General features: G+C 42.4%; 22 protein-coding genes. 13 read left to right on the top strand and 9 right to left on the bottom strand.

Annotated features, from left to right (window positions below; translation table 11 throughout):
• Positions 1–27: 27 nt before the first annotated feature.
• The 7 genes from SNE_RS12240 to SNE_RS05195 form a co-directional block, all read right to left on the bottom strand.
• Positions 28–996 (bottom strand): hypothetical protein, encoded by a 969-nt coding sequence (locus SNE_RS12240; protein ID WP_013943316.1) that lies wholly within the window; start codon positions 994–996, stop codon positions 28–30.
• Complete coding sequence (gene ispG, locus SNE_RS13410) at positions 993–2,807, bottom strand: (E)-4-hydroxy-3-methylbut-2-enyl-diphosphate synthase (RefSeq protein ID WP_013943315.1); 1,815 nt, start codon at positions 2,805–2,807, stop codon at positions 993–995. Before ispG ends, SNE_RS12240 begins: the two co-directional genes overlap by 4 nt.
• Before the next feature lie 102 nt (positions 2,808–2,909).
• Positions 2,910–3,257: a 4a-hydroxytetrahydrobiopterin dehydratase gene (locus SNE_RS05215; protein WP_013943314.1), complete on the bottom strand. Its 348-nt coding sequence runs from the start codon at positions 3,255–3,257 to the stop codon at positions 2,910–2,912.
• Positions 3,254–3,919, bottom strand: a complete 666-nt coding sequence (locus SNE_RS05210) for a class I SAM-dependent methyltransferase (RefSeq protein WP_013943313.1) — start codon at positions 3,917–3,919, stop codon at positions 3,254–3,256. The genes SNE_RS05215 and SNE_RS05210 overlap by 4 nt, the downstream gene beginning before the upstream one ends.
• Before the next feature lie 6 nt (positions 3,920–3,925).
• On the bottom strand, positions 3,926–4,936 hold the full coding sequence (locus SNE_RS05205) for an MBL fold metallo-hydrolase (protein WP_148258961.1): 1,011 nt from the start codon (positions 4,934–4,936) through the stop codon (positions 3,926–3,928).
• A gap of 274 nt (positions 4,937–5,210) precedes the next feature.
• Positions 5,211–6,788 (bottom strand): diphosphate--fructose-6-phosphate 1-phosphotransferase, encoded by a 1,578-nt coding sequence (locus tag SNE_RS05200; protein ID WP_013943310.1) that lies wholly within the window; start codon positions 6,786–6,788, stop codon positions 5,211–5,213.
• A 2-nt stretch (positions 6,789–6,790) separates the two neighbouring features.
• Positions 6,791–8,215 (bottom strand): L-serine ammonia-lyase, encoded by a 1,425-nt coding sequence (locus SNE_RS05195; protein ID WP_013943309.1) that lies wholly within the window; start codon positions 8,213–8,215, stop codon positions 6,791–6,793.
• Between the two features lie 657 nt (positions 8,216–8,872).
• On the opposite strand from SNE_RS05195, the gene SNE_RS05190 reads away from it, so the two are divergent.
• The 3 genes from SNE_RS05190 (at position 8,873) to SNE_RS05180 (ending at position 11,551) form a co-directional block, all read left to right on the top strand.
• Complete coding sequence (locus SNE_RS05190) at positions 8,873–9,166, top strand: hypothetical protein (RefSeq protein ID WP_013943308.1); 294 nt, start codon at positions 8,873–8,875, stop codon at positions 9,164–9,166.
• A gap of 126 nt (positions 9,167–9,292) precedes the next feature.
• Positions 9,293–10,078 (top strand): inverse autotransporter beta domain-containing protein, encoded by a 786-nt coding sequence (locus SNE_RS05185; protein ID WP_013943307.1) that lies wholly within the window; start codon positions 9,293–9,295, stop codon positions 10,076–10,078.
• A 318-nt stretch (positions 10,079–10,396) separates the two neighbouring features.
• Positions 10,397–11,551, top strand: coding sequence for an ATP-binding protein (locus tag SNE_RS05180; protein ID WP_013943306.1), 1,155 nt, complete (start codon positions 10,397–10,399; stop codon positions 11,549–11,551).
• A gap of 593 nt (positions 11,552–12,144) precedes the next feature.
• On the opposite strand, the gene SNE_RS05170 is transcribed toward SNE_RS05180, so the two are convergent.
• Positions 12,145–13,074: a DMT family transporter gene (locus SNE_RS05170; protein ID WP_013943302.1), complete on the bottom strand. Its 930-nt coding sequence runs from the start codon at positions 13,072–13,074 to the stop codon at positions 12,145–12,147.
• Between the two features lie 60 nt (positions 13,075–13,134).
• Here SNE_RS05170 and SNE_RS05165 point away from each other — a divergent pair, with 60 nt between their 5' ends.
• From SNE_RS05165 to pgl, 7 genes are all read left to right on the top strand, one after another.
• On the top strand, positions 13,135–14,739 hold the full coding sequence (locus tag SNE_RS05165; protein WP_041418806.1) for a CTP synthase: 1,605 nt from the start codon (positions 13,135–13,137) through the stop codon (positions 14,737–14,739).
• The gene (gene ruvX / locus SNE_RS05160; protein ID WP_013943300.1) at positions 14,732–15,145 is read left to right on the top strand and encodes a Holliday junction resolvase RuvX; all 414 of its coding nucleotides are present in this window, start codon (positions 14,732–14,734) and stop codon (positions 15,143–15,145) included. Before SNE_RS05165 ends, ruvX begins: the two co-directional genes overlap by 8 nt.
• 144 nt (positions 15,146–15,289) lie before the next feature.
• Positions 15,290–16,300, top strand: a complete 1,011-nt coding sequence (gene nadA, locus SNE_RS05155; protein WP_013943299.1) for a quinolinate synthase NadA — start codon at positions 15,290–15,292, stop codon at positions 16,298–16,300.
• A gap of 94 nt (positions 16,301–16,394) precedes the next feature.
• Positions 16,395–17,321, top strand: coding sequence for an alpha/beta hydrolase family protein (locus SNE_RS05150; protein ID WP_013943298.1), 927 nt, complete (start codon positions 16,395–16,397; stop codon positions 17,319–17,321).
• Positions 17,322–17,369: 48 nt separating this feature from the next.
• The gene (gene zwf / locus SNE_RS05145) at positions 17,370–18,911 is read left to right on the top strand and encodes a glucose-6-phosphate dehydrogenase (protein WP_013943297.1); all 1,542 of its coding nucleotides are present in this window, start codon (positions 17,370–17,372) and stop codon (positions 18,909–18,911) included.
• A gap of 28 nt (positions 18,912–18,939) precedes the next feature.
• Positions 18,940–20,034, top strand: coding sequence for a glucose-6-phosphate dehydrogenase assembly protein OpcA (locus tag SNE_RS05140; protein WP_013943296.1), 1,095 nt, complete (start codon positions 18,940–18,942; stop codon positions 20,032–20,034).
• Positions 20,031–20,792, top strand: a complete 762-nt coding sequence (gene pgl, locus SNE_RS05135; RefSeq protein ID WP_013943295.1) for a 6-phosphogluconolactonase — start codon at positions 20,031–20,033, stop codon at positions 20,790–20,792. Before SNE_RS05140 ends, pgl begins: the two co-directional genes overlap by 4 nt.
• Before the next feature lie 24 nt (positions 20,793–20,816).
• Here the strand turns inward: pgl and SNE_RS05130 are convergent, their stop codons facing one another.
• The gene (locus SNE_RS05130) at positions 20,817–21,797 is read right to left on the bottom strand and encodes a hypothetical protein (RefSeq protein ID WP_013943294.1); all 981 of its coding nucleotides are present in this window, start codon (positions 21,795–21,797) and stop codon (positions 20,817–20,819) included.
• 182 nt (positions 21,798–21,979) lie between these two features.
• Between SNE_RS05130 and SNE_RS05125 the strand changes: the two genes are divergently transcribed.
• From SNE_RS05125 to rpmG, 3 genes are all read left to right on the top strand, one after another.
• Positions 21,980–22,936 carry a methyltransferase domain-containing protein gene (locus SNE_RS05125; protein ID WP_013943293.1) on the top strand — a complete coding sequence of 319 codons (957 nt, stop codon included), beginning with the start codon at positions 21,980–21,982 and terminating at the stop codon, positions 22,934–22,936.
• 249 nt (positions 22,937–23,185) lie between these two features.
• Complete coding sequence (tsaD, locus tag SNE_RS05120; protein ID WP_013943292.1) at positions 23,186–24,208, top strand: tRNA (adenosine(37)-N6)-threonylcarbamoyltransferase complex transferase subunit TsaD; 1,023 nt, start codon at positions 23,186–23,188, stop codon at positions 24,206–24,208.
• A 28-nt stretch (positions 24,209–24,236) separates the two neighbouring features.
• A complete protein-coding gene (gene rpmG / locus SNE_RS05115) occupies positions 24,237–24,398 on the top strand; it encodes a 50S ribosomal protein L33 (protein ID WP_013943291.1) in 162 nt (53 codons plus the stop codon).
• Positions 24,399–24,414: the final 16 nt, after the last annotated feature.

Here is a 24,414-nt window from a genome sequence, read left to right as displayed (position 1 = left end):
CTCTTTTGAAGTAGTTCGAGTATAAAGTTAGTTAAGATCAAGAAGAAGAGAACTCAGGTCTTTAGACTGAACAGAATGAAGGTAAGCGAAAACGGAGTGGACCCGCGAATAGATGAGTGGATCCCGAATGGGACCAAACCACATGCCCCAGATCTTTGCATCGTCCGGCGCATTGGCTTGCGAGGCCATGATGCCAAAAGCCATCCAATCTCCTTCTTTAGTTCGAAAGAGATAGGTTGCACCAACCATATCTTTCTGCATCTCTACACAATCTAGAGGAAGATCTATGAGATGATCCGGATACTTTTCTCTAACTTCCTGAAAGATGGCCTGTTGCTCTGCTGTCCGACTATGAAGTCCAACTTGAGGATAAGCCACAATTAAAAGTGCTCCTTTATCCATATAATCCCGGATAATTTCAGGACGCTTCATCACGGTGTAAAGACGTTTAGGATCTTCTTTCATGCTGACATCAACAAGACTTTCTGAAATTTCACCACGAGTGCAAAGAGGGGTTGCAGGTGTTGGGGTGTGAATAATGCCGACTAAATGGGTGATTTTTCTCTCTGCAAAGTATTGGGCTAAGGTTCGTTCAATATCTCCTTGTGCCCCAACATAGATAGGACGAATCACTTCATCCGGTCCATCTTGTAGTTGAGAGCCTGTCTGCTGAAAGGTTTGAATGAATGTAGCAACATCTTGAGTTGTTGCATAAGTAGCTGCGCTGCTTAAAAAGCCTGTTTGGAATGCGATTGCAGCAGGAGAAAGAGCCTCCTTTGCATACTCGCTGAGTTTAGCTTCATTCCAAAAAGTATCAGGAGAAGCTGTCGTACGATGCAATAATGTACATACGACGAGAGCCGTGACGAGGAAAAATCGATAAGAAAATCGCTCAGAGTAGTGAAAAAACCGTGATAACTTGTTTTCAAAAAAATAGGAAGCAGCGGAAACGATCCCTATAAAGATAGAAAAGGGATAGAGTTTTGTAAAAATCACAAGAGAGCAGGCTCCTCTATCTCAATCCAACGGTCATGAGCTTTGATGAGTTCAATGAGTCTTTCATCAGCAGCGTCAAAGTCGATGTTTCGTTCAACGCACTCTTTGCCAACATAAAGATCGACCTTACCGGCGCGTGACCCCACATACCCAAAGTCTGCATCAGCCATTTCACCAGGGCCATTGACAATACAACCCATGATGGCAATTTTCACTCCAGGAAGGTGGGACGTTTTTAAGCGAATCCGTTTAGTGACTTCTTGCAAATCAAACAAGGTGCGTCCACAACCAGGGCATGCAATGAACTCTGTTTTGGAAGCGCGTAGTCGACAAGCTTGTAGAATGTTGAATGAGAGCGATCGGTTTTGTCCGGGAGTCAGACGGGTGCGCAAAAGAATTCCTTCGCCATAACCATCCCCAAGTAAAGCCCCAAGCTCTGCTGCGGCATGAATGACGGTGTCTTCTTCAGAAAGATCGTAGCTTACAACGAGAATCACAGGGATATCGAGTTTGGATTGTTGGATCCAATCGAAAAAGTACCGCCCTTGGTGAATGGGAGATTCTGTCAATTCTAGTAAAATCATTTTCACAGGATGTTCAAGGAGTCGATTCCAACTGCTAGGATCGCCATCTTTGACCCAAGCAACTTGAGCTGTTTCATCAAACTCTTCGAGATCTTTGACTAGAAGGGCGCCTGAAACATTTGGAGTACGGGTGAGAATTGTCACATCATCTTTCAGGGGCTCGTACTTTTCCATATAAACAGCATCAACTTTTCCTTCTTTTGTTCCTAAGTCAGTTGAAGGGCTTTCTAAGTTTAAAATCACAGATCCATCTCGATGAAGTGGCGAAGTTTGGCGCACATAACGCCTTTCAATAGCTGCAACATTGCGCTTGGTTTCAATGAAAGGAAGAGTGCCTTTGCCTTCGTAACTTTCAGCTAAACGGATGAGGCGTTTGCACGGATCAATTTCAGCCCAAGGATCTTCTGTCAGTGAAACTCGAATGGTGTCTCCAAGTCCGTCGAGAAGCAAGGATCCAATACCAACAGCCGATTTGACTCTCCCATCTTCACCATCGCCTGCTTCAGTCACTCCAAGATGAAGAGGATAATTCCAACCCAGTTTCATCATTTCATGCACAAGGAGACGGTACGCTTGCATCATCACAAGGGGGTTACTGGCTTTCATCGAAAACATGAAGTCATGATACCCCAACTTGCGGCAAACGCGGGCAAATTCCAATGCAGATTCCACCATTCCAAACGGGGTATCCCCATATCGATTCATGATCCGATCAGAAAGAGAGCCATGGTTCGTGCCGATTCGCATTGCCCTTTTAAGTTTTTTACATTTTTCAACAAGGGGTCCAAAGGTTTCGTCAATTTTACGTAACTCTGCTTCATAAGAAGCATCGTCGTATTCAATGGTGCGAAAAGTTGCACGGCGATCGACAAAGTTACCTGGATTGACTCGCACTTTATCGACATAGTCAACCACTAACATGGCTGCTGGAGGGTAAAAATGGATGTCTGCAACAACGGGAATGTCATATCCTTTTTGGACGAGAGTATTCTTTATCCCTTCACAGGCCTCAGCTTCTTTTTTTCCTTGAACGGTGACCCGAGCAATTTCACAACCTGTATCGGCAAGACGCATAATTTGATTAGCCGTTGCTTCCACATCACGCGTATCAGATGTGGTCATAGATTGGATACGGATGGGATTATTACCCCCTACTCCAACTTTTCCAACTTTAACTTCTCGAGTTTTCCAACGCTTGGTTTGGTAAATCGCTTCAGAATATCTCATAGCCCTGTAAATCAAAATTTTTAACAACTATTTTACAGGAACTAGAGGGTATCGTCAAATCATATTCGGTGAAAAAGCCAGAGTTCTATATAGAAATAGAAGTTAACTACCCTCATGGGAGATGAATTCGGCTTCGATTTTTGCTGCTAAGATGAAGTCACTTTCTGAAAGCCCATTGATTTTATGGGTCCAAAGCCTGATCTTGACCATGCCCCAAGAAAGAAAGATGTCAGGATGGTGTCCCTCTTCTTCGGCCACCTTCCCTATGACGTTGGTAAAAGAAAGAGCATGTTTGAAGTTTTTGAATTTATACTCACGCTCAAGATGGTGCTCATCGACAATCTTCCACCCTTCATCTAGTTGCATATAAAGCGACTTAAGATCTTCCCCTTTGAGAGGTGGGGCATCTGCAAGGCAAGGAACACATTTTTTCTTCGATAAATCGTTCATTGAACCACTTGTAAAAAAGCTTCTGTTTCACCCCATGGGAATGCCACGAGAAACCTCTTGATGAGTTTAAAAGCATGATCATCATCATACTCAATTAAAGGATAACTCACACTTAAAATCCGCGTCCCTTTTGGAAAAGTTTTTACTTTATTCAGTACTTGTTTGATTTCATCATCCGACAAGCAAGTCCCATAGAGATAAATGACATTTGCATTAGGCCATTTCATTTCAAACATGTCACCACATTTAAAAGAGACATTTTCGACTTTGTGCTTCGAAGCGACATGGTCGGCAAGTTTCACAAACTGTGGGATCCGTTCAATTCCTGTCACTTTACAATTGTAAAAATGGGCGAGAAAAAAAACGCCTCGTCCTCTTCCACAACCGAGCTCCAAGACATGATCGAGAGGTTTAACTTCTACTTCTTTCGCCATCTTTTCAAAAGTGGTGAGAGGAGTTTCTCCATATGTATAGAGATCTTTTTCCCGTTTCTTTTTGAGATATTTCTTGCTGATTTGATAAGGGCTTCGAAAAATGTACTTTTTAAGAAGGGCGCGGTCTAAGACACTATATTCTGGATCTTGGTAGTAACGACTTTTGACTTGCCGCGCATGTTGCAAGTCATACCAAGCATAACGAAAGTAATCGACAATCCAGCGCATTTAAAATTACCAGTTAATTTTTTGCCCCGGATCAATCACTCGAAAAGTTGCCGGATCGACTCCCGCTTTTTCTAATGACCTATGCAGGTCATAAGGGGGTTGATGAAGCTCTTCACTCGACAAACGAAACGTTTTCCAGTGCATTCCGATACTCAGTTTAGAGTTCACCTCTTTGTGAATTGCTGTTGCCTTTTGCGGACTGATATGCACAGGATCCATAAACTTAGCAGGAACATAAGTTCCAATCGGAATTAAACTGAGGTCCATTTCTCCAAATTGATTGCCAATGGCTTTAAAGTCTTTGGAATTGTACCCGGTATCGCCAACGAAGTAAAGTCTCTTATCTTTCCGTCTGTGCCGTTTGAAATCCACCACATAGCCTGCCCAAAGGGTCTTGTTCTTGTCGAACAATCCTCTTCCTGAAAAGTGTTGGCTCGGAACAGCTGTGATTTCAATAGAAAGTGGAGGAGATCCTTCAACTTCTAACGAAGCGTTTTCCCACCACGAAAGTTCCACATAATGGTGCACCCCTTGCTTCGCAATCCACTTCCCAACTCCTTTAGGAACCACCCATAAAGTCGCCGGATTCCGCTCATTGAGTGCCCTCACAGTTTTTCGATCTAGGTGGTCGTAGTGGTCATGGCTAATCAGCACCACATCAATTGTTGGTAAGTCCTTTAAAGCAATCGGTGGTTCATGACGGCGACGTGGCCCTAAAAATGATAAGGGAGAGCACCGCTCACTCCAAATCGGGTCTGTGAGCATATGAAGCCCATCAACGTGAATTAAAAAACTGCAATGGTTGATCCAAGTCACCATCGGACTTTCCTTTCGCACCTTTTTTTTAGGATTCGGATACTTGAACTTCTTTGGCACCTTTTTAGGTGGGCACTTGTCATTGTAATATCCCATCTGCCACAAAAAGACGTCGTGAAGACGACGCCTTGCGTTGTCACAATGTGGATTGATAAAACGTGAACCCTGTTTATGAAATGGGTGAAATCGGTCATTTTCCATGAGCCTATCCTAATTATTCAACTGAGTTCTGAGTTTCTTTCACTCGTTTCGGCCTTTTTGTCTCGAAAAGGACCATTTGACACATTCCTTCGCCAAAAAGGGTGAGAATTTAAAAGAACTCTCTCCTAAAAACGAACAAAATAAACCCAGAACTCAGGTTATTAAAAATCAAAAAGGGGGTTTAGATATATAGAAACCCTTCCCCTAATCTTTTAATTATGAAAATCGAAATTAAAAATCGAATAAAATCAGAAAATTACTAACAACAAGAGATTTATGAAAGGATCTTTGGGATTTGATCTGTATAGGACGGATCTCCTTCAAACTGAATGGGCCCAGGAAATTGGTAGTGATCTTGTAGCTTCCATTTATCTCGATCACGGGCAAATCTTTTGAAGGCTTGTCCTTTCAAATCAACGAGAGCTTTTTGAATAACAGGCTTTTCTTTCCCCTTGCGCACTTCCATATTCATGAGGCTTGTGATTGGAATACCTATCACACCCCATGCTTCGACCGGCTCTCTCAAATTGGTGACGCAGCTCATATAGCCTGTAAACCCTTCACGAATCAGAAGAGCCGAAACAATTCCCAAGCTGTAGCAATAGGTTGCATCAAAGTTAGAGGGAAAACACGACCGTCCTTCATAACCGAAGAAATGGTGAATAGCATTAAACTTTCCTTGGAAATTTCGTTTTTTGAGCTCAGCTTTTACCACATGGCTGAGGAGCATCTCAGTTTGAATGTGAGAAACTTGCACATTACCATGAGGATCACGATCAAGAAGGAGCTGATCTTGAATCTCTTTCGGCAAATAGTCGAAGGTCTTTTTTGAAGGCGCTGATAATCCTTCTATCGAGCCACCCTCTTGAGCCAAAAGCATGTTCAGCTCTTGAATGAGCGTCTTCATTTCGGGAATGAATTCGATCAATCCTTCAGGAATGAGGATGACACCGTAGTTTTTTCCTTCCTTACCTCGCCTTTCAATCACATCAATAAGATCTTGTGCAATCGCTTGCAAAGTTTGGTTTTTGGCTTCAACCTCTTCACCAATGAGAACATAATTGGGCTGCGTTTGAAGAGCACATTCAAGCGCAATGTGAGAAGCAGAGCGGCCCATCAGCTTGATAAAATGGGTATATTTCTTAGCAGACAGTGCATCGCGGGCAATATTGCCAATCATTTCAGAGTAAGTTTTGCAGGCAGTATCAAAGCCAAACGAAATGGCAACGTGTTCATTTTGAAGGTCTCCATCAATCGTCTTTGGGACGCCAATCACCCGTGTTTTGCATCCTTTGTCAATAAAGTACTCAGCTAAAAGGGCCGCATTCGTGTTGGAGTCATCGCCTCCAATCACAACAAGGCCATTAAGCTCAAGAGCCTTTGCGACCTCAAGAGATTTGGCAAATTGCTCTTCAGATTCAATTTTTGTCCGGCCCGACCCAATAAGATCAAATCCTCCTTGGTTTCGATAATTTGCCAACTCGTCTTCAGAAAGGTCCCGATATTTCCCATCGACAATTCCAGAAGGGCCTCCCAAAAAACCAAACAGGTGGCTTTCGGGATGGATTTTTTTAAGGGCATCGAAAAGACCTGTAATGACATTGTGTCCCCCCGCTGCTTGACCTCCCGATAAAACGACTCCAACCTTTAGAGGTTTAGATGCTCCCCCTTTGCCATGAGTCATTTTAATCAAAGGACGCCCATACGTCTGTGGAAATCGTTTTTGAATCTCTCCTTTGTCTCCAATGGCCTCAGTGGCTCCCTTTTCAGCGAAAGTGATTGCGTTTAAGTCAGCTAAAATCGTTGGCTTTTTGGGAATGTAAGATAGCCGTTTTTTTTGCAAAGGGGTCATCTTTAACACTGGGGTAAGGTTACAGGAATGAGTGAGAGAAGCTGCCGCTCTCGAATCCGGTCTTTATGAACCACCGTCGCAAGACCCCCTTCACTCGTTTCTTTATATTTACTTTTCATGTCCAATCCAATTTCATGCATCGATCGGATAGCTTCATCGAGAGTGATGCTGTGGGTTCCATCTCCAAGAAGGCTAAGTTTTGCGGCGTTGATCGCTTTAATAGCGCCCATGGTATTACGCTCGATGCACGGAATTTGAACGAGCCCAGCGACAGGATCACAGGTAAGCCCTAAATTGTGCTCAATACCAATCTCAGCAGCATTCTCAACTTGCTCTGGAGTGCCTCCCATAATTGCTGCCAGTCCAGCTGCCGCCAAAGAGCAAGCTACACCTACCTCTCCCTGACAACCCACTTCCGCTCCGGAAATAGAAGCATTTTTCTTAAAAAGCTGACAAATGCCCCCTGCAGTCAGTAAAAAGCGGATCACATTGTCTTCACTGTAATGGGGAGTAAAGTTCTGCACATAGTGAAGCACTGCGGGAATGATTCCTGCAGCTCCATTTGTTGGGGCAGTGACAATCCGCCCATATGAAGCATTCTCTTCATTCACGGCAATGGCAAACAAGCTCGTCCAATCCATAAAGTGGGTGGGATCCTTTTCAAGCTCTCCTCGTCTCTCGAGCAAGTCACGATAGATTTGGGGAGCTCGCCGCCTGACGTTGAGCCCGCCGGGCAAAAAACCTTCTCGTTCGCACCCTCGTTTTACAGCTCCTTGCATGATGTGCCACCGTTGAAGCAGCCCTGTTCGAATCGCCTCTTCACTTCGCCAAACTTTTTCGTTTTCAAGAACGATTCCATCAATCGTCTTCCCAGTGAGCTTACAAAGACCTAGTAGTTCCTCACCAGTAGAGTAGGGAAAAGGAACTAAGGCAGCTGTTTCATTCTTATGGATATCTTCATGCGCAATAATAAAGCCTCCTCCAACGGAATAGAAGATTGCTTCATGACATTTTTCCCCTTTTCGATTTTTTGCTGTGAGGCGCATAGCATTCGAATGGAAAGGAAGAGTTTTTCCCTTACGAAATAAAAGGTCTTTTTTTACATCAAATGGAGTCACGGTTTTCCCAAGGAGGCGTAAGGAATGTGACGTATAAATCCGCTCCAGAATCCCATCAACACGACACGGGTCAACTTGCTCAGGAGCATATCCCTCTAGCCCTAAAAGAACAGCTCGATCTGTTCCATGCCCCTCTCCTGTCATCGCTAGAGATCCAAATAGCTCAACTCGAATAGAATGTACTTCATAAATTACCTTCTTTCGATCGAGGGCTAGGATAAAACTCCTGGCAGCCCTCATGGGCCCTACAGTATGGGAACTCGACGGCCCAATCCCAATAGAAAAGAAGTCAAAGATACTAACAACCATCTGACACCTCACTTGATTCTTTTCACTATGCCATAACCCCTTGATTTCCTACAGCAGAAATGTCAAATAAATACTAACCCTTTAACCTCAAACATCTTAAAATAATTTATATTTTTAAATAACTAATCATCAGTATTTTGTAAAAAATTTTAAAGAAATGTTTAAATTTTAATTATTTTTTGTTAAAATTAAATTTATAAAACGGGGGTACTTTCAAGTACTACAGATAATAAAATTGTCATATTAATAATAAGTAACGATATCTGTCATTTCAAGACAGCCAGAGAATGCGTAGCATCTGCAATACCATAACTATAGATCCAGATGTGAAAGATTCAATGAGCTATCGGATAAAATACACAGTCTCTGAAGTCTTGCAACGCAAGCGACGGGAGTTATAAGAGACTCAAAAAGAAAAAACAGTTTTATTTTATGTGCTCAGGCAAGTCTGAGTCAAAAAGTTAGAAATATTCGGATACGAATTTAAGTGCTTAATGAAGAAGAACTACCGACGAAGAAGGCACAATAATCGTATTCTCACGAAAAAAAAGAGAACGCAAAATGACAAAGCTAACTATTGGATAACACCATCAACCTGATTTAGTTAATAGCCAGCTAAATACTGGACCTAAAGGACTAGCGGCAATATTCGCCAGTATGGGGACTCTTGGAAAACTTCTCCAGCAAGGCACAGATTACCTAAATAACGAGATGAAAAATGAACACGAAGTCGGAATAACTGCTTCAAATGCCATAAAACATGGCCCGTTTAAACCTGATGGTGCTCTGAATGAAGGGCTGATATTGGAAGGGCTAAACATTATGACAGAGCTGTCTAAATCTGCAGTAAAGAGCTTCAAAAACATCCTAACAGCAGAAAAAGACGCAATAGCAGCAGGAAAACACGACAAAACAGAGAAAGTCGAACCGAAAGAGCCGCAAAAGGCGTAAAAAATTACCTTTTTTCCATCTTTTAGACCAACTTGGTCTAAGTGGCCGTTATGCTATACCCTCCCCCGGCATAACGGTCTTTTTTTTGTCGTTGATTTTCCAGAAAAAAGCAATTAAATAAGCCCTATGTGGCGATTGATTTTTCTATTCCTCTTTCCCCTCCTCTCTTTCTCTCAAGAAGGAATCCCCCCTTCCTATTCCTTTCTTAAACACCGAGAGCATAAAGGGGTCGGATACGACACCGGTTACACCTCGGTCGACCTTATGGTAAATCTCATAAATTTTTCTCAATTTTACCCGTTTTTAAATGCCAGAGGGCACGTCTTCAACAATGGCCGTTTTGCTGCAAATCTCGGAGTGGCAGGCCGCTACCTCTCTCCTAGAAAAGACTGGATTCTAGGAATCAACGTTTTCTATGACTACCGAGACACAAAGCTATTTGCTGGACAGCAACTGGGGGCAGGAGCTGAGCTCTTCTTCCGCAGCACAGCTCTCCGATTCAACAGTTACGTGCCGATAGGCGTTGTGAAACGGAAAGAGGGCTCTCACATTCAAGTCGCTTTAACCAACTTGCAAGGAGAGGTAGAAACCTCCCTACTCAAGTGGGATTCTTTCATTTTGCGCGGAGCTGTTGGAGTTTACTATCTCGCCAAACGGACATTTGACGATTCGACTTTTGGAAAGACTTGGGGAACCCAAATCAAGCTCACATCGATCCTTTATGAGTGGATCGAACTGGGAATGGAAACCACCTATGACTATATCTTCAACTTCACTTTTCAAGGTTATGTAGCTTTGAAGATCCCCCTTGGAAACAGCCGTCTCCATTTCCCCAATGACTCTTTTCTCCCAAGCCTCTTTCAGCCCATTCGACGCAACGAAATCATTCCCATCCAAAAAACAAGAAGCTAACCCACTAATTATATACTCGAATAACTTCAAAAATTGGTTTTGGGCAACATCTAAACTTTCGGGATTTAACGATCTTAAGCAACCTAATATTAGGAATATGAATTCACTTATGATCGGCAAATTAAGGTGTTTTGGCACAACCGAAAATCCAATTTCTGAAGCTATTTAACCTGAACTCTGGGTTTATTTAAGTATAAGTTAAAAAAAATAATTCCTTGAAAATTAGAAGTTTGACATCTAATTTACAAGGATAAAATTGACAAACATCTATTTTTCCTAGAAAATTAGAAATATAGACTCTAAATTACAAGGATTCTGATGCGACGCTCTTATTTTCTCAAGCAAATCAAGGAAGGCTTTAACACTCATCCCATCGTTGGAATTCTTGGACCACGACAATGTGGGAAAACAACCCTTGCGCGCATGTACGCAAATGAAAGAAATACTATTCCTCTAGAAAACTATTTTGACCTAGAAGATTTAAACGACATCGAGCGACTTGCCTCTCCACAAACAACTCTTTCCGAACTCAAAGGGCTCATTATCATTGATGAAATTCAAAGGCGCCCTGAGCTGTTTCAAACACTGCGGGTTCTTGTCGATCGCCCTAACTCTCAGCAGAAATTTTTGATTTTGGGCAGCGCTTCTCCAGATCTTCTGAGGCAATCCTCAGAAACTCTTACTGGACGTATTCATTATATTGAGCTCACCCCCTTCAACTATAACGAAGTTCAAGATCTAACAACTTTGTGGCATCGGGGAGGGTTTCCTCGTTCGTTTCTTGCAAACGACAGCGGGGCAAGTTATATTTGGCGAAAATCATACATCCGTACATTCATCGAACAAGATATTCCAAGCCTTGGATTTAAGCTTCCCCCAGAACAATTGCGTCGTTTTTGGATGATGTTAACTCATTATCATGGGTGTATGTATAATGGGTCGGAAATTGGCCGCTCAATCAACCTTTCTTATAAGACAATACGTTCATACACCGATATCCTTGCAGGAACCATGATGATTCGACAACTCCAACCTTGGTACGAAAACATTTCAAAACGCCAAGTCAAATCACCAAAAATATACTTTAGAGATAGCGGACTATTTCACGTTCTACTTGGGATCGAAAATGAATCAGAATTACGCCTTCACCCCAAGTTAGGAGCTTCTTGGGAAGGTTTTGCACTCGAAGAAATTATCCGTTATCATGAAGTTGACACCTATAACTGCTTCTTTTGGGCAACACAAGCTTCAGCAGAATTGGATCTTTTGATCTTAAAAAAAGGAAAACGGCTAGGTTTCGAATTCAAATATACCGACTCTCCGAGAGTAAGTAAATCGATGCGTATCGCCATCAATGATTTAAAACTCGACGAGATTGTTATTATCTATCCAGGAATAAAGTCTTTCTCTTTAGATGAAAAAATAAGAGCGGCAGGGTTAGAGCAATACTTGAATATGGAAAAAGATTCATGATTCGCAGTTCAATCTAAATGACCTTCACGTTTTTTCATCTCGGTGTTTGGGCTCTTTTTCAAAGTCTGACAAGCTGGAACCTCAGCTCTATGGATGGCATTCATGGCCTATCTTTCGGCTTTTGTGTTCGCAATAGTTATTGCCCGAAAAGAAGAGCTTTCCTTTCTTAAGACACGCCGTTTTCTCATCCCCTTTCAACCCCTGCCAATTGGGGATGGGTAAGGGCTAACGGTGCGACTTTCATTCTCTGTCAAATCTATCTCATCAAAGCTTGTCGATGCGCAGATCCACATGAAATTGGCCTGTTTCAATACGCCTTTGTCGTCTTTGCTGGCTTCTTTGACTGGATCATCTGGAACAAAGTGCTCTCTCTTTTATATTCAAACAATTTCAAAAATTGGTTTTGGGCAATACCTAAGCTTTCGAAATTTACCGATTTTAAGTAATCTCATATTCCTAATATTAGACCTCTTAAGATCGGTAAATTATGGTGCTTTAGCACAGCCGAAAATCCAATTTCTGAAGTTGTTTGAGTATAACATTCTCATGATTATCGGGGGAGGACTCGCCATTTGGACAAACTCATCATAAGTTCATTTTTTCTTAGAGACGAATTTGACATCGTCTTTGGGATAAAGGATAATCATGAGAATGGTACCAATCGCAATCAAGGCAAATCCAAAAAAAGTTCCCATTTTTGGAATTTTCCCCCAAAAAAAGTATTCTGCAACAGCAGAAAAAATAAAAATTCCGTAAATAAACGGACTTAAAAAACGGGTGGATGCAAACTTTGTCGACAAAGTAAAAACCGTTTGAAAAAAGGCTGCAAAAATTCCCGCTAAAACGATTAATGATGTATTTGCAAAAGTGAATGTCTCAGTCAAAAAATCTCTTGTAAACAAAAGAATCAAGCCTGAAACCACAACACCCATTGTAAAGTAGTAAGCCATGATTGCATCGGTACTCTCTCCATAACGGTGGAGCACCCGAATCGAAACTGTTGCGATCGAACCGCAAATCGCACCAAGCAGTGGGATAAGCGCTGCAGCACTAAATAACCCAGCTCCTGGACGCAAGACAAATACAATTCCCAAAAACGAAATTCCAATTCCCCACCAGAGGCGATGAATCAGCGCCACCCGCAGCCAAATACGGGTGACAATTGGAATAAAAATAGGAAATGTAAAGAAGAGAAGAGTTGCAGGACCAATCGGCATTAAAGCGAGTCCGTAGTATAAACAATAGACCGCCCCAGTTCCTGCAATTGAGCGCACCAGATGATATTTCCACTCTTTGATCCGATAAAGGGTTTTGAAACCTTTACCACCTGTCGTAATAAGAACCCACCCATAAAGCATCAGCAAATTCACCAAGCACCGCCCAAAAACGAGCGTGTTGGCGCTAAAATAAGGCGAAGCCATCTTGACAAAGATCGCCTGCATCGCACACAGAAAATCGGCAAGAATGATTAAAGAGACTGCAAGTTTGAATTTGTGATGAGGCCTTTCTAAATGTTGTATCATCGACTTGTGTTTTACCCTTGATATCCTCTATGATCAACCTAATAATCGAAAAGGATGCAAATGGCAAAGAAATTTATCTTTATTACTGGAGGAGTTGTCTCTTCATTAGGAAAAGGTCTCTTGTCAGCTTCGATTGGAATGCTACTTGAAAATCAAGGGATGAAAGTTGCAATGCTCAAGTTTGATCCCTATCTCAATGTTGATCCCGGAACCATGAATCCCTTTCAGCATGGAGAAGTTTACGTCACAGACGATGGAGCAGAAACAGATCTCGATTTAGGACACTACTATCGCTTTACGAGCTCACCTCTATCTAAAGTATCTAACACGACATCGGGAAAAATCTACGATACGATTATCTCGCGCGAGCGGCGTGGCGATTATCTTGGCAACACAGTTCAAGTCATTCCTCATGTTACAGATGAAATCAAAGCCGCAATTGTTGCTGGTTCTGAGCAGGAAAAAGGAATTGACGTCGTCTTAGTAGAAATTGGAGGAACGGTCGGTGACATCGAATCTCAACCGTTCATGGAAGCAATTCGTCAATTTCGCCTAGAGCACCCAAAAGACTGTATTAACATCCATCTCTCGTATGTTCCCTACCTCAAAGCAGCAGGTGAAGTGAAAACCAAGCCCACTCAACACTCTGTGCAAGCCCTCCGCTCTATTGGGATTTTTCCCGATTTGATTTTGTGCCGCTCTGAAAGCCCCTTAGGTCTCGCAGTTCGTGAAAAAATTTCCCTTTTTTGTAGCGTCCCTAAAGAGTGCGTTTTAGAACTGATCGACCTCAAAGAAACCATCTATGAACTTCCCTTGCACTTAACCGATCAAAACCTCGATAAACTTCTCTGCTCCCTCCTCAATCTTTCGTGTAAAAAAGGGAATCTTACAGACTGGAAAAAGCTCGTCGAAAAAATCAAACATCCCAAACAAACTCTCAAGTTAGGTCTTGTGGGCAAATATATCACCCACCAAGATGCCTACAAATCCGTTTGCGAAGCCCTTTACCATGCAGGAGCTGTTTGTGAAACAAAAGTCGACATTCATGGGATCGAATCTGGCCAACTTGAAAAAAACCTCTCACTTGATGGCTGCGATGGCTATCTCGTTCCTGGGGGATTTGGTGAAAGAGGCTGGGAAGGAAAAATAGCCATAGCAAAACTCTGTCGGGAAAAAAAGATTCCCTACTTCGGGATTTGCCTCGGCATGCAAGTGATGGTTGTCGAGTTTGCTCGAAACGTTTTAAAACTCAACAAAGCCAATTCTACCGAAATGGATCCGGACACGCCCAACCCTATCATTTCGCTCCTGACCGAGCAAGAGCAAATTAAAAATCTCGGCGGCACCATGCGACTGGGTGCATATCCTTGCCATCTGAAATCTTCTTCAAAAGCCCATGCTGCCTATGGAGAAACAAAAATCTCAGAACGTCACCGTCACCGGTATGAGTTTAACAACACCTACAAAAAGCGATGTGAAGAAAATGGGTTACTTATCACTGGCACCTACTCAAAAGAAGATCTTTGTGAAATCGTCGAAATGGCTAATCACCCTTGGATGGTAGGTGTTCAATTCCACCCTGAGTTCAAGTCAAAACTCACTGCCCCACACCCCCTCTTTGTTGCCTTTGTCCAAGCCATGCTAAAGGAGAAAAAAGGTGGGTAGAATTCTCAGCATCGACTATGGAATGAAACGGATTGGGCTAGCTCTTTCCGACCCTATGAAAATCATTGCTTCACCCCTTAAAACCCTCCAAGCTGGAAAAAATGCACAAGAAACTCTCGATCTTCTTCTCAAAGAAATTGCGTCTCATGACATTGAAACAATCGTGATCGGACTCCCCCTTCACCTCTCAAATGAAGAAAGTGAAATCTCTCTTCTCGTACGCAAGCTTAAAGAAGATTTAGAAACAAAAATCTCCACCCCCATCATCTTATGGGATGAACGGCTCACTTCGAAACAAGTCGAGCGATTGATGATCGAAGGAGATGTGAAGCGGAAAAAAAGAAGTCAACATGTAGACACTCTAAGTGCCACACTCATCTTACAAAGCTACATGGATTCACTATGAACCTATCTCTTACTCAATCAATCGTTTTAACTCAATCTTTTTGGCACCTCTTAAACAGTTCCCTTAAGCCCTTGTTACCTAGCTGCTTAATATCCGCTCAAAAATTTAAGAAATCAAACAATCCCTTAATGAAGAGATAGGTACATGACTACCCTTTATGAAAAACTGAAAAACATCCAAGTCGATAACCCCCTCTGTAACTACACAAAAGAGCGATGCGAAAGGCTCGAACCACTCATCGAAAAAATCAATAAACTAAAAGCTGAAAAAAATGCGCTGATCCTCGCCCATTCGTATGTCCATCCTGATATCATCTACGGTGTCGCCGATCATGTAGGCGATTCCTATGGACTGGCCCAAAAAGCGAAAATAACAGATGCAGAAATCATTGTTTTTCCTGCGGTGCGTTTCATGGCTGAAACCGCTAAAATCCTCAATCCACAAAAGACAGTGATCGACCCCAATCCGAACGGAGGATGCTCATTAGCCGACAGCATTACAGCCGATCAAGTCCTTGCCTTGCGCTTAAGACATCCCGATCACACCTTTGTCTGCTACATCAATACAACAGCTGCTGTCAAAGCTGCTTGCGATGTTTGCGTCACCTCTTCTAATGTCTACACGGTCATTAAAAACCTTCCGACAAAAAAGGTCTTTTTCCTGCCAGACAAACTGATGGGAGAAAACATTTTGAATTACATGCGTGAAAATAACATCGATAAAGAACTCCTCGTCTCTGATGGAACCTGTTATGTGCACGAAGAGTTTTCCTGTGACGAGATTCATTTTCTCAAACAAAAGTACCCTGACCTAGAGGTCCTTGCCCATCCCGAGTGTACCCAAGAAGTGATCAACGCATCTGATGTAACAGGCTCAACAAGCCAAATCTTAAACTACGTCAAGTCTCACAAAGATGAAAATCACCCTTTCCTCATTCTGACGGAATGTGGCATCACTTCGCGCTTACAAGTAGAGCATCCCGAGCTTCGTCTCGTCGGAACATGCATGATGTGCAAATACATGAAGTCAAATAGCCTCAGTCAAATTTTGCAAGCGTTAGAAGCTCCCACCAAGGAACAAATCATCACAATTGACCCAGCAATCCAAGACGGCGCCCTTGCATGCGTCAATCAGATGTTTCGTCACTCACATTAAATAGCAGTTGTTTGGATATAAAATTTTTAATCGATTGTATATTTGCTTTTTTTGTGATATAATATCCTTCTAAAAACAATAGATTAAGGTTTAAATGCAAGAAATACAAAAGGTTAATCCTCTAGTAACTTTGCTTCAAAAAATCTTTTCACAGCTTTGGAACGCCGGGCTGTTTGAAAATGTCGATGCCCTGAGGAATCAAGGCATCTCCAAGCTTTCTCAGAAACGGAGCAGCAAGGTCCAACAGGAGCTTGATGGCCTCCGGTCAAAGCTGCTCGCATATGCCCAGCACCACCACCTACAATTTACCACCCCGGATAAAGTTCTTCTGGATGGTATGCTGCTCAACGCTGGAAAAGAAAAGGTGATCTTATTTGTTCCAGGCATTGGCTCTTTTTACGAAAAAATTGGAGAAGACGAAAGTGTGATCTCCCGTTTTTACGCCTTTTTTACAACCTATTTCCCTGATCATTCTATTTTCGTTTTTAATAGTCGCGGAATTGGGCAAAGCGAGGGAACGTTTGACCTTAATAAGCTTTATCTCGACACTGTCAGTGCTTATCATTATTTAATGGAAGACTTGGGCTATCATTTAGATACGATCCTTCTTTACACCCATTCTTTGGGAGGCTTGCATGCCATACAAGGCGCAGGCATCATCCAAAAGCAATTTCCCGACATCAAGATGTCGGCAGTCAATGACCGATCTCTAGGCGAAGTTGCAACTTTTACAAAAGCGTTTTTAAAAGAGTCTGCTTTAGGAGAACTAGCTGCTAGCTTAGTCGATAAACTGGGGCTCAATCTTTCAGCAAAAACGGCATGGGAAAGTCTTACAGGTCAAAAAGTTGTCGTTGTATCCAAACACGATAAAACCATTCCTTACGAAAAAGCAGCCTTTTGCCACCACGTGAAGTGCGGAAAAGTGATTCACCTCGAAGGATCAGATCGGGAGCTCGATCACCATACCCGTTCATTTACTTCAGAAGAAGCAAAGCTGATTGCACTTACCATTCTTTCTTGATCCAAAAAATCATTTCGCATAGGTTTAGGGGAAAAAGGACCTACTTACATGAACGCATCTTCTCATCCATTTGAAGAGCCGGGTCAAACTTCTCGCACACTTGATCCTTGTATTCTCGTCATCTTTGGCGCAACTGGGGATCTCACAGCGAAGAAGTTGATGCCAGCGATTTACAATCTTAAACGTGAAGGACAGCTCCCCACAAATTTCGTCTGTTGCGGTTTTGCAAGAAGAGAAAAAACCCATGAAGAGTTCCGCGAAGAAATGAAAAAAGGGGTGAACACCCACTCACGCGTCAAACCAATTGATGAAAACATTTGGAGTAATTTTCAAAACCAAATCTTCTACCATCAATCAGGCTTTGACGAAGATGAAGGGTATGACCGTTTTGCAAAATATCTCAATGAACTCGACGCCCAATTTGGGACAAAAGGAAACAGGATCTACTACCTCTCAACGCAGCCGAGCTATTTCACAAAGATTATTGAAAAGCTCAAGCAGCATAAACTTCTTTATGATCATGAAGATCCAAGTGGTAAATGGTCTCGCGTCATCATTGAAAAACCCTTTGGTCATGATTACAATTCAGCACTTGCTTTGCAAAAAGATCTCACAAAGCACCTCTCTGAACCTCAACTTTACCGGATAGATCACTACCTCGGAAAAGAAACCGTTCAAAACCTCCTCGTTTTCCGTTTTGCCAACTCGATTTTCGAAAATCTATGGAACCACCGCTACATCGATCACGTCCAGTTTACCGTTGCAGAAGACATCGGCATCGGAACACGGGGCAATTTCTACGAAGAACAAGGACTCTTGCGCGACATCATGCAAAATCACATGATGCAGCTTCTCTCACTCATCGCCATGGAACCTCCTGTCAACTTATCGGCAGGTGCTGTCCATGACGAGAAAGTGAAAGTCCTCGAGGCGGTCCGCCCCTATAAAGGAGAAGATTTTGACAAGTTTGCGATTCGTGGGCAATATGCCAAAGGTTATGTCGGTGGAGAAGAAGCCAAAGGTTACCGTGAAGAGGATAACGTGGCCAAAGACTCAAATGTCGAAACCTATGCCGCTGTCAAACTCTATATTGATAACTGGCGCTGGGATGGAGTCCCCTTCTATTTACGCGGAGCAAAACGGCTCCCCAAACGGGCCACTGAAATCGCCATCACCTTCAAAACACCTCCAGGGATCCTGTTTAAAGAAAATGGGGAGCAGCACGAATCGAATGTTTTAGCCATTCGGATTCAGCCCAACGAAGGGATTGCGTTAAAAATTAATTGTAAAGTCCCCGGACCAAGTAGTCCGATCCAACCTGTTAAAATGGACTTTCGCTATGGGGCCTTTTTTGGTCTCACCCCACCTGATGCTTATGAGCGACTCATCTGTGACTGTATTGCAGGGGATAGCACCCTCTTTGCGCGCCAAGATGAAGTGTTTCATTCATGGAAATTTTTTACACCCATCCTCGAACACTGGGCCAATACCAAGCCTAAAGATTTCCCTAACTATCCTTGTGGAAGCTGGGGACCCCAGTCAGCTGAAGAGATGATTGCAAGAGATGGGCGTAAATGGCGGCTGATTTAATTTCTTATTGATGGTATAACTGACGATTATGGTTGAAACAATCCACCCCACTCAGATCGAATCAGAACTGGATCGCATTTGGGAGTCCTATCAGGGCACCAATAAAATGCGCGCCTGTCTGTTCAATCTCATCATTTATTCAAAAAAATGTCAGCGCGTTGAGTATCTCAATAAAGTTGCTCAAAATGTGATTGAAAAGTTTCCTTCTCGCATTATTTTTATCACCTACGACAACACCTGCTCAAGTCAAGACTTAAAAACAGCTGTTTCTGTTCTCACAGCTGATGAAGGAGAAAATGAAATTGCCTGTGACATGATTGAAATTGACGTCTGCAGCAAAGATCATCCTCGCGTTCCCTTTGTGGTTCTCCCCCACATCCTCCCCGACCTCCCGGTCTACCTCGTTTATGCAGATGATCCCACGCAAGAAAATCCGATCGCCACCCAACTAGAACAGTTTGCTAGCCGGATCATTTTTGATTCTGAATCGGCAACCAATCTACCAGCATTTGCAAAAGCGGTCCTCACCCATCACGATCGAACAACAGCCGATATTGCCGACCTCAACTGGGCCCGAACAGAAGGATGGCGCCAACTCTTTGCCAACATTTTCAAATCACAAGAAGAACTAAATCACTTCAAACATGCAACAGACATTCACATTCACTTTAATTCCCTCGAATCGGTTGCCCTCTGCCATACGAATGTTCAAGCGATCTACTTGCAGGCCTGGTTTGCTGCACAGCTCGGATGGAAGCTGTCAAATATCGCAAAAGAAAAAGAGCTCTTAACCTTTATTTACGAAACAGAGCATCTTCCTGTGCTGGTCTTTCTCCATCCGTCAAAAATGCATGAATTCTCCCCTGGGAGAATCCTATCAGTTGAAATTCAAACAGACCATGAAATTCAATACAGCTTGAGACGAAACCCTCAGTGTCCCACGCATGTGCTCATCGAAAAATCAAGTCCCGATCTTTGCTCTCTCCCCACCCACTTTGTCTTTGATCGCGACGTGTCTGGTCAATCGCTCGTGCGCGAAATTTGCCACAAAGGAACCAGTCAACACTACACCAATATGATCAAACTGCTTTCAGAAATCAAAATTGAGAGTCTTTGCGAATGAGCAAAATGCATTTCTTTTCGTGGGATGATAGGCGGGACATTGCCCATCCTGGTAACAATAAAGAAACTCTCAACTTTAGTATTGAACACTTTATCAACTGCGCCAAAGAAGCTCTTAAAATGCATGGCCACTTTGCCGTTGCTCTCTCTGGAGGGTCCACACCTAAGGCTATCTTTCAAGCCCTATCCCAAGCTCCTTACTCTTCTGCCATCGACTGGTCCAAAGCTTACATTTTTTGGAGTGATGAAAGAAGCGTAGCCCCAACCGATCCTGATAGCAACTTTCGCATGGCAATTGATGCAGGCTTCAAAAATCTACCCATTCCAAACGACCATTTTTTTCGAATGAAAGCAGAAGATAGCATTGAAGAAAACGCCCTTAATTACGAAATGAAAATTAAACAAGTGTTGGGATCACGCCCTTTTGATCTCATCATGCTTGGCATGGGCGAAGATGGCCATACCGCCTCTCTCTTCCCCGGCACAAAAGCCCTTGAAGAAAAAAACAGGTGGATTGTCGCCAACCATATCCCTCAAAAAGAGACCTGGCGCATGACCATGACCTACCCTCTCATCAATAAAGCAAAAAACATCGTGATCTACGTTTTAGGGAAAAATAAAAGAGACATGGTCCACAAAGTATTTCTTGAAGACCATAATCCCCCATTTCCCGTTTCCCTCATTGGAACTCCCACCAATAAAGCGCTATGGATTCTCGATACCGATGCTTGCGGCGACCTCCACAAAAAGCAAAAGTAGAAAAAGGGGACTTCTTACCCCTTGTTATAAGGTGTCTGTGTAGTAAAAAAGACCATGAGCTTGCCTATATGTAACTAACAACTTTTTATCTTCAGCCTTTTTTTGACATAGCTCTTCTTCTGCTTTTCCTTCGTCAGCTTTCTTGTTAGCTGTTATAAATTTCGTTAAAACCTGCATGACAGATTTGTTACGAAACATCTGTACTCCCAATGTATCTTGGCTATAATCTACCACCTTCCAATCAATAAAATGTGAAAATTCATAGACAGATTTCCAAGAGCTTAAATAATTCTCAAAAGCTTTTGCAATGCCGTCTTTCAATTGTGGAAATTGATTGAGCACAGTCAAAAGTTCTTTTGCAGACTCTCGAACCTCTGTAGGAATCATCATAAATTGAGTTTCGAATCTGACTTGCCTTTCAAGATCAAGCTGAGAGAAAGATTCTTCTAAAACCGTTCCTTTAAAAAAGTCTCGTATTTCTTCTATATGGGAAATTTCAGTCTGGTTTGTAAATTGAATGACTTCCGGATGAACGCGAAAATTAAGATTAACATGTTGGTCACTAAAATCGTCTTGTCGTTTTTTTAAAAGCTCCTCAAAAGGTAAAAGTTTTGAAAAATCCTTTTTCAATTGAGTTGTTGGCTCCATGATTTCATAGTTTCGACTGCTCGTTTGGTGTACTTCACGTATAACGACAGCGCTGTTTTCACCCTTTTCATGGTATTCCAAGCAGAAATAAGATAACTTATTGGGAGTGATCATTGTGACAAAAAGACGATCTGCTTTTTCAACGGTTTTAAAGCAAATGGTACAATCATGTTTTGTATCATTACTAAGTGTCAACCCAGAATTCGAATACAGAAGACCCATACGCGTCTCTCCTAAGTCAGAAAGCTTTGGCATAAAGCGGTCAATCACCACATAGCGAAGATGCTGCTCCCAAAGCTCAGGATCACCAGCTAGTTCTACTTTCCCAGATGGGTATTCAATTGTACGTGAGTCCATATTAGTTGATATAGATCCAGAAGAGAACCTATATATAGATGAAATTGATGCCATAATTTTTCCCTCCAATTATGTGCAAAAAATAATAATGAGAGAAATAGTTTACCTTTCAGCTAAATAAAAGTCAAGTTGACATTTAAAAAAAATGTTGTATCATTGCTTGAAAAAATTTGAAAGCTATCATGAGAATTTTTCGATTTTTTTTGCTAGTTGCAACTTTTTCTTTCCTAAGATGCGTTTATCCAGAAACGCAAGACGAAATCGAAACCCGTCTTTTTCTCCAGCAAAAATACAGATTAGAAGGTTGGTGTCTGGCCCCCTACAAGGGAAAATACACAAATGCCGAAATCATTAGGATGAATGATGAATCATTTGAAGTGCGAGTCATTGACACCTCTATTCCCCTTGAAAAATGGCCTATCATTACAGTTCCCATACAATTCATAAAATCATTTAAACATCAAACCCACACATCACTAAATAGTCTTACTTCATGTTTAAAAGAGTTTGGCATTTTAAAAACTCCAACAATAGAGCAAGCCTATCGATCAATAGACCGACAATGGTTTTGCCCTCAAAACCCTTATGATGACACCGCTATTGACATCGGTTGTCATATGGTTATTTCATCTCCCCATATGCATATCTTCTATTTAGAGTTATTGAAAGACCAATTACCTCAAGCCACTTCAATTCTTGACCTCGGAAGTGGATCGGGACATTTGACAGCCCTATTAGCCGATCTTACTCCTCATGCGAAGGTGATCGGAATCGACTATTACGATGACCTCGTCAGCAAGTCAAAAGACACATGCCTTAAACACCTTCCCACGAAAGTCAATGATAGAATCACATTTTTGGCTCGTGATGGAATCAATGGTTATCAGGACGCTGCTCCCTATGATATTATTTGTGTTGGATTTATGTATGAAGAAATTCCTCTACCCTTAGTCAACCAATTGAATGCAGGAGGAATTCTAATCGTCCCAATCAAAACTCGCACATGCTCTTATTCTAATAAATTTCAAGGAGGCAGGCTATATGTGATTAAAAAAGATAAAAATGGGTTAGTTGAAATAAACAAAGGATTTTCTTGCTCATTTGTCTCTGCAATTCAAGACCAGGGTAAAAAAAACTAGTGATAGAAACTTTTGTTAACTAAGTACTAGTGCTCCATACCAAAAAATTCCATAACTACTTTGATCCAGATTTTCGCCGAATTTTTCTCTTCCAAAATCGACCACATTGTCCATGAGACCAGGGGGGATTTAAGAGGGGAAAAGGGACTGAAAAGATAGTTAAAGTAGCGATAGAATTTTTTGTTATGGAGTATTAGCCTAATCGTCAGAAGATGTCAAAAAGTTCCCTAAATGGTATACTTTGAGGTTATGAAAATTCTTGGAATCGAAACCTCATGCGATGAAACAGCGGTCGCTGTTGTCGAAGAGGGAAAACGTATTTTATTTCACCTGATCGCTTCTCAAGCAGAGGTCCATGAGCGGTATGGAGGTGTTTTTCCCGAAATGGCCTCTAGACAACATATCGACCGTATCCTCCCTCTTGTTGAAAAGGCGATAGAAGAGGCTGGCCCCGTCGATGCCATCTCAGTGGCAAATGGCCCAGGCCTGATGGGATCACTTCTGATGGGAACGACAGCAGCTCAGACATTGGCTTATAGCTGGGACCTTCCTTTGATTGGGGTTAACCATGTCGATGCACATCTCTATGCTGCAATGATGGGTGAAGAGGCAAAGATGCTCTTTCCTGCACTTGGAGTCGTAGTTTCAGGCGGCCACACTTTTTTAGCAAAAATCTCCTCCGTAGGAAGTTACACCGTGCTTGGGACAACAGTGGATGACGCCGTCGGTGAAGCCTTCGATAAAGTTGCCACTCTCTTAGGTCTTCCCTATCCTGGTGGCCCCCATATTGAAAAGCTTGCCGAAGCAGGAGATCCTAGCCTCTATTCGTTTAAAGGAGGAGTTGTCAAGGGACGTCCACTCGACTTTTCATTTAGCGGCCTCAAAACAAATGTCCTCTATACGATCAAAGGAAAAAATGGGCAGCGCTCTTCCCCTGATACCATCTCAGATGAAGAAAAAAAGCACATTGCCGCCTCATTTCAACAAACTGCTTTAGGGGACATCGTAGAAAAAAGTTTGAAAGCTGCTCAAACCTTTCCTTGCCAAGCCATTTATCTAGGAGGCGGAGTCACAAATAGTCGAGCTCTCAAAAACTTATTTCAGGAAAAAAATCTAGAGATTCCCCTCTTTTGGCCCCCCCGAGATCTCTCGCTCGATAATGCCGCCATGATCGCTGGATTGGCTTATCACCTCTACCAAAGCGGTGCGCTTGCCAGTCCCCTGGACATAAAAGTATTTCCCAAAATAGATTTTAAATCTGCCCTATGTTAGAATTGCCGAAAAAATCAAGGAACTGACAATGGCTAAGAAAGGCGCACGCGAAAAAATTCGTTTAAAAAGTACCGAAAGCTCTGAAGTTTACTGGACTTTCAAAAACAAACGCAACACACCAGACCGTATTGAACTTAAGAAATACGACAAAAAATTACGCAAACACGTGACTTTTAAAGAAGCAAAGTAAGCGCTTCTTAAGGAAG

The organism is Simkania negevensis Z (assembly GCF_000237205.1).
In the GTDB taxonomy this organism is placed as follows: Bacteria; Chlamydiota; Chlamydiia; order Chlamydiales; family Simkaniaceae; genus Simkania; species Simkania negevensis.
Note: the sequence above shows the minus strand (reverse complement) of the source record. Positions and strands in the feature narration are given on the sequence as shown.

Bases quoted from the DNA above. Each gene is read 5' to 3' on its own strand.
- rpmG (WP_013943291.1), top strand. From the start codon at position 24,237: ATGGCTAAGAAAGGCGCACGCGAAAAAATTCGTTTAAAAAGTACCGAA.
- ispG (WP_013943315.1), bottom strand. From the start codon at position 2,807: ATGAGATATTCTGAAGCGATTTACCAAACCAAGCGTTGGAAAACTCGA.
- SNE_RS05210 (WP_013943313.1), bottom strand. From the start codon at position 3,919: ATGCGCTGGATTGTCGATTACTTTCGTTATGCTTGGTATGACTTGCAA.
- SNE_RS05185 (WP_013943307.1), top strand. From the start codon at position 9,293: ATGTGGCGATTGATTTTTCTATTCCTCTTTCCCCTCCTCTCTTTCTCT.
- SNE_RS05170 (WP_013943302.1), bottom strand. From the start codon at position 13,074: ATGATACAACATTTAGAAAGGCCTCATCACAAATTCAAACTTGCAGTC.
- SNE_RS05165 (WP_041418806.1), top strand. From the start codon at position 13,135: ATGGCAAAGAAATTTATCTTTATTACTGGAGGAGTTGTCTCTTCATTA.
- SNE_RS05140 (WP_013943296.1), top strand. From the start codon at position 18,940: ATGGTTGAAACAATCCACCCCACTCAGATCGAATCAGAACTGGATCGC.
- SNE_RS05205 (WP_148258961.1), bottom strand. From the start codon at position 4,936: ATGGAAAATGACCGATTTCACCCATTTCATAAACAGGGTTCACGTTTT.
- SNE_RS05125 (WP_013943293.1), top strand. From the start codon at position 21,980: ATGAGAATTTTTCGATTTTTTTTGCTAGTTGCAACTTTTTCTTTCCTA.
- SNE_RS05215 (WP_013943314.1), bottom strand. From the start codon at position 3,257: ATGAACGATTTATCGAAGAAAAAATGTGTTCCTTGCCTTGCAGATGCC.
- SNE_RS05195 (WP_013943309.1), bottom strand. From the start codon at position 8,215: ATGGTTGTTAGTATCTTTGACTTCTTTTCTATTGGGATTGGGCCGTCG.
- SNE_RS05190 (WP_013943308.1), top strand. From the start codon at position 8,873: ATGGGGACTCTTGGAAAACTTCTCCAGCAAGGCACAGATTACCTAAAT.
- SNE_RS05180 (WP_013943306.1), top strand. From the start codon at position 10,397: ATGCGACGCTCTTATTTTCTCAAGCAAATCAAGGAAGGCTTTAACACT.
- SNE_RS05130 (WP_013943294.1), bottom strand. From the start codon at position 21,797: ATGGACTCACGTACAATTGAATACCCATCTGGGAAAGTAGAACTAGCT.
- nadA (WP_013943299.1), top strand. From the start codon at position 15,290: ATGACTACCCTTTATGAAAAACTGAAAAACATCCAAGTCGATAACCCC.
- SNE_RS05200 (WP_013943310.1), bottom strand. From the start codon at position 6,788: ATGACCCCTTTGCAAAAAAAACGGCTATCTTACATTCCCAAAAAGCCA.
- tsaD (WP_013943292.1), top strand. From the start codon at position 23,186: ATGAAAATTCTTGGAATCGAAACCTCATGCGATGAAACAGCGGTCGCT.
- SNE_RS05150 (WP_013943298.1), top strand. From the start codon at position 16,395: ATGCAAGAAATACAAAAGGTTAATCCTCTAGTAACTTTGCTTCAAAAA.
- pgl (WP_013943295.1), top strand. From the start codon at position 20,031: ATGAGCAAAATGCATTTCTTTTCGTGGGATGATAGGCGGGACATTGCC.
- zwf (WP_013943297.1), top strand. From the start codon at position 17,370: ATGAACGCATCTTCTCATCCATTTGAAGAGCCGGGTCAAACTTCTCGC.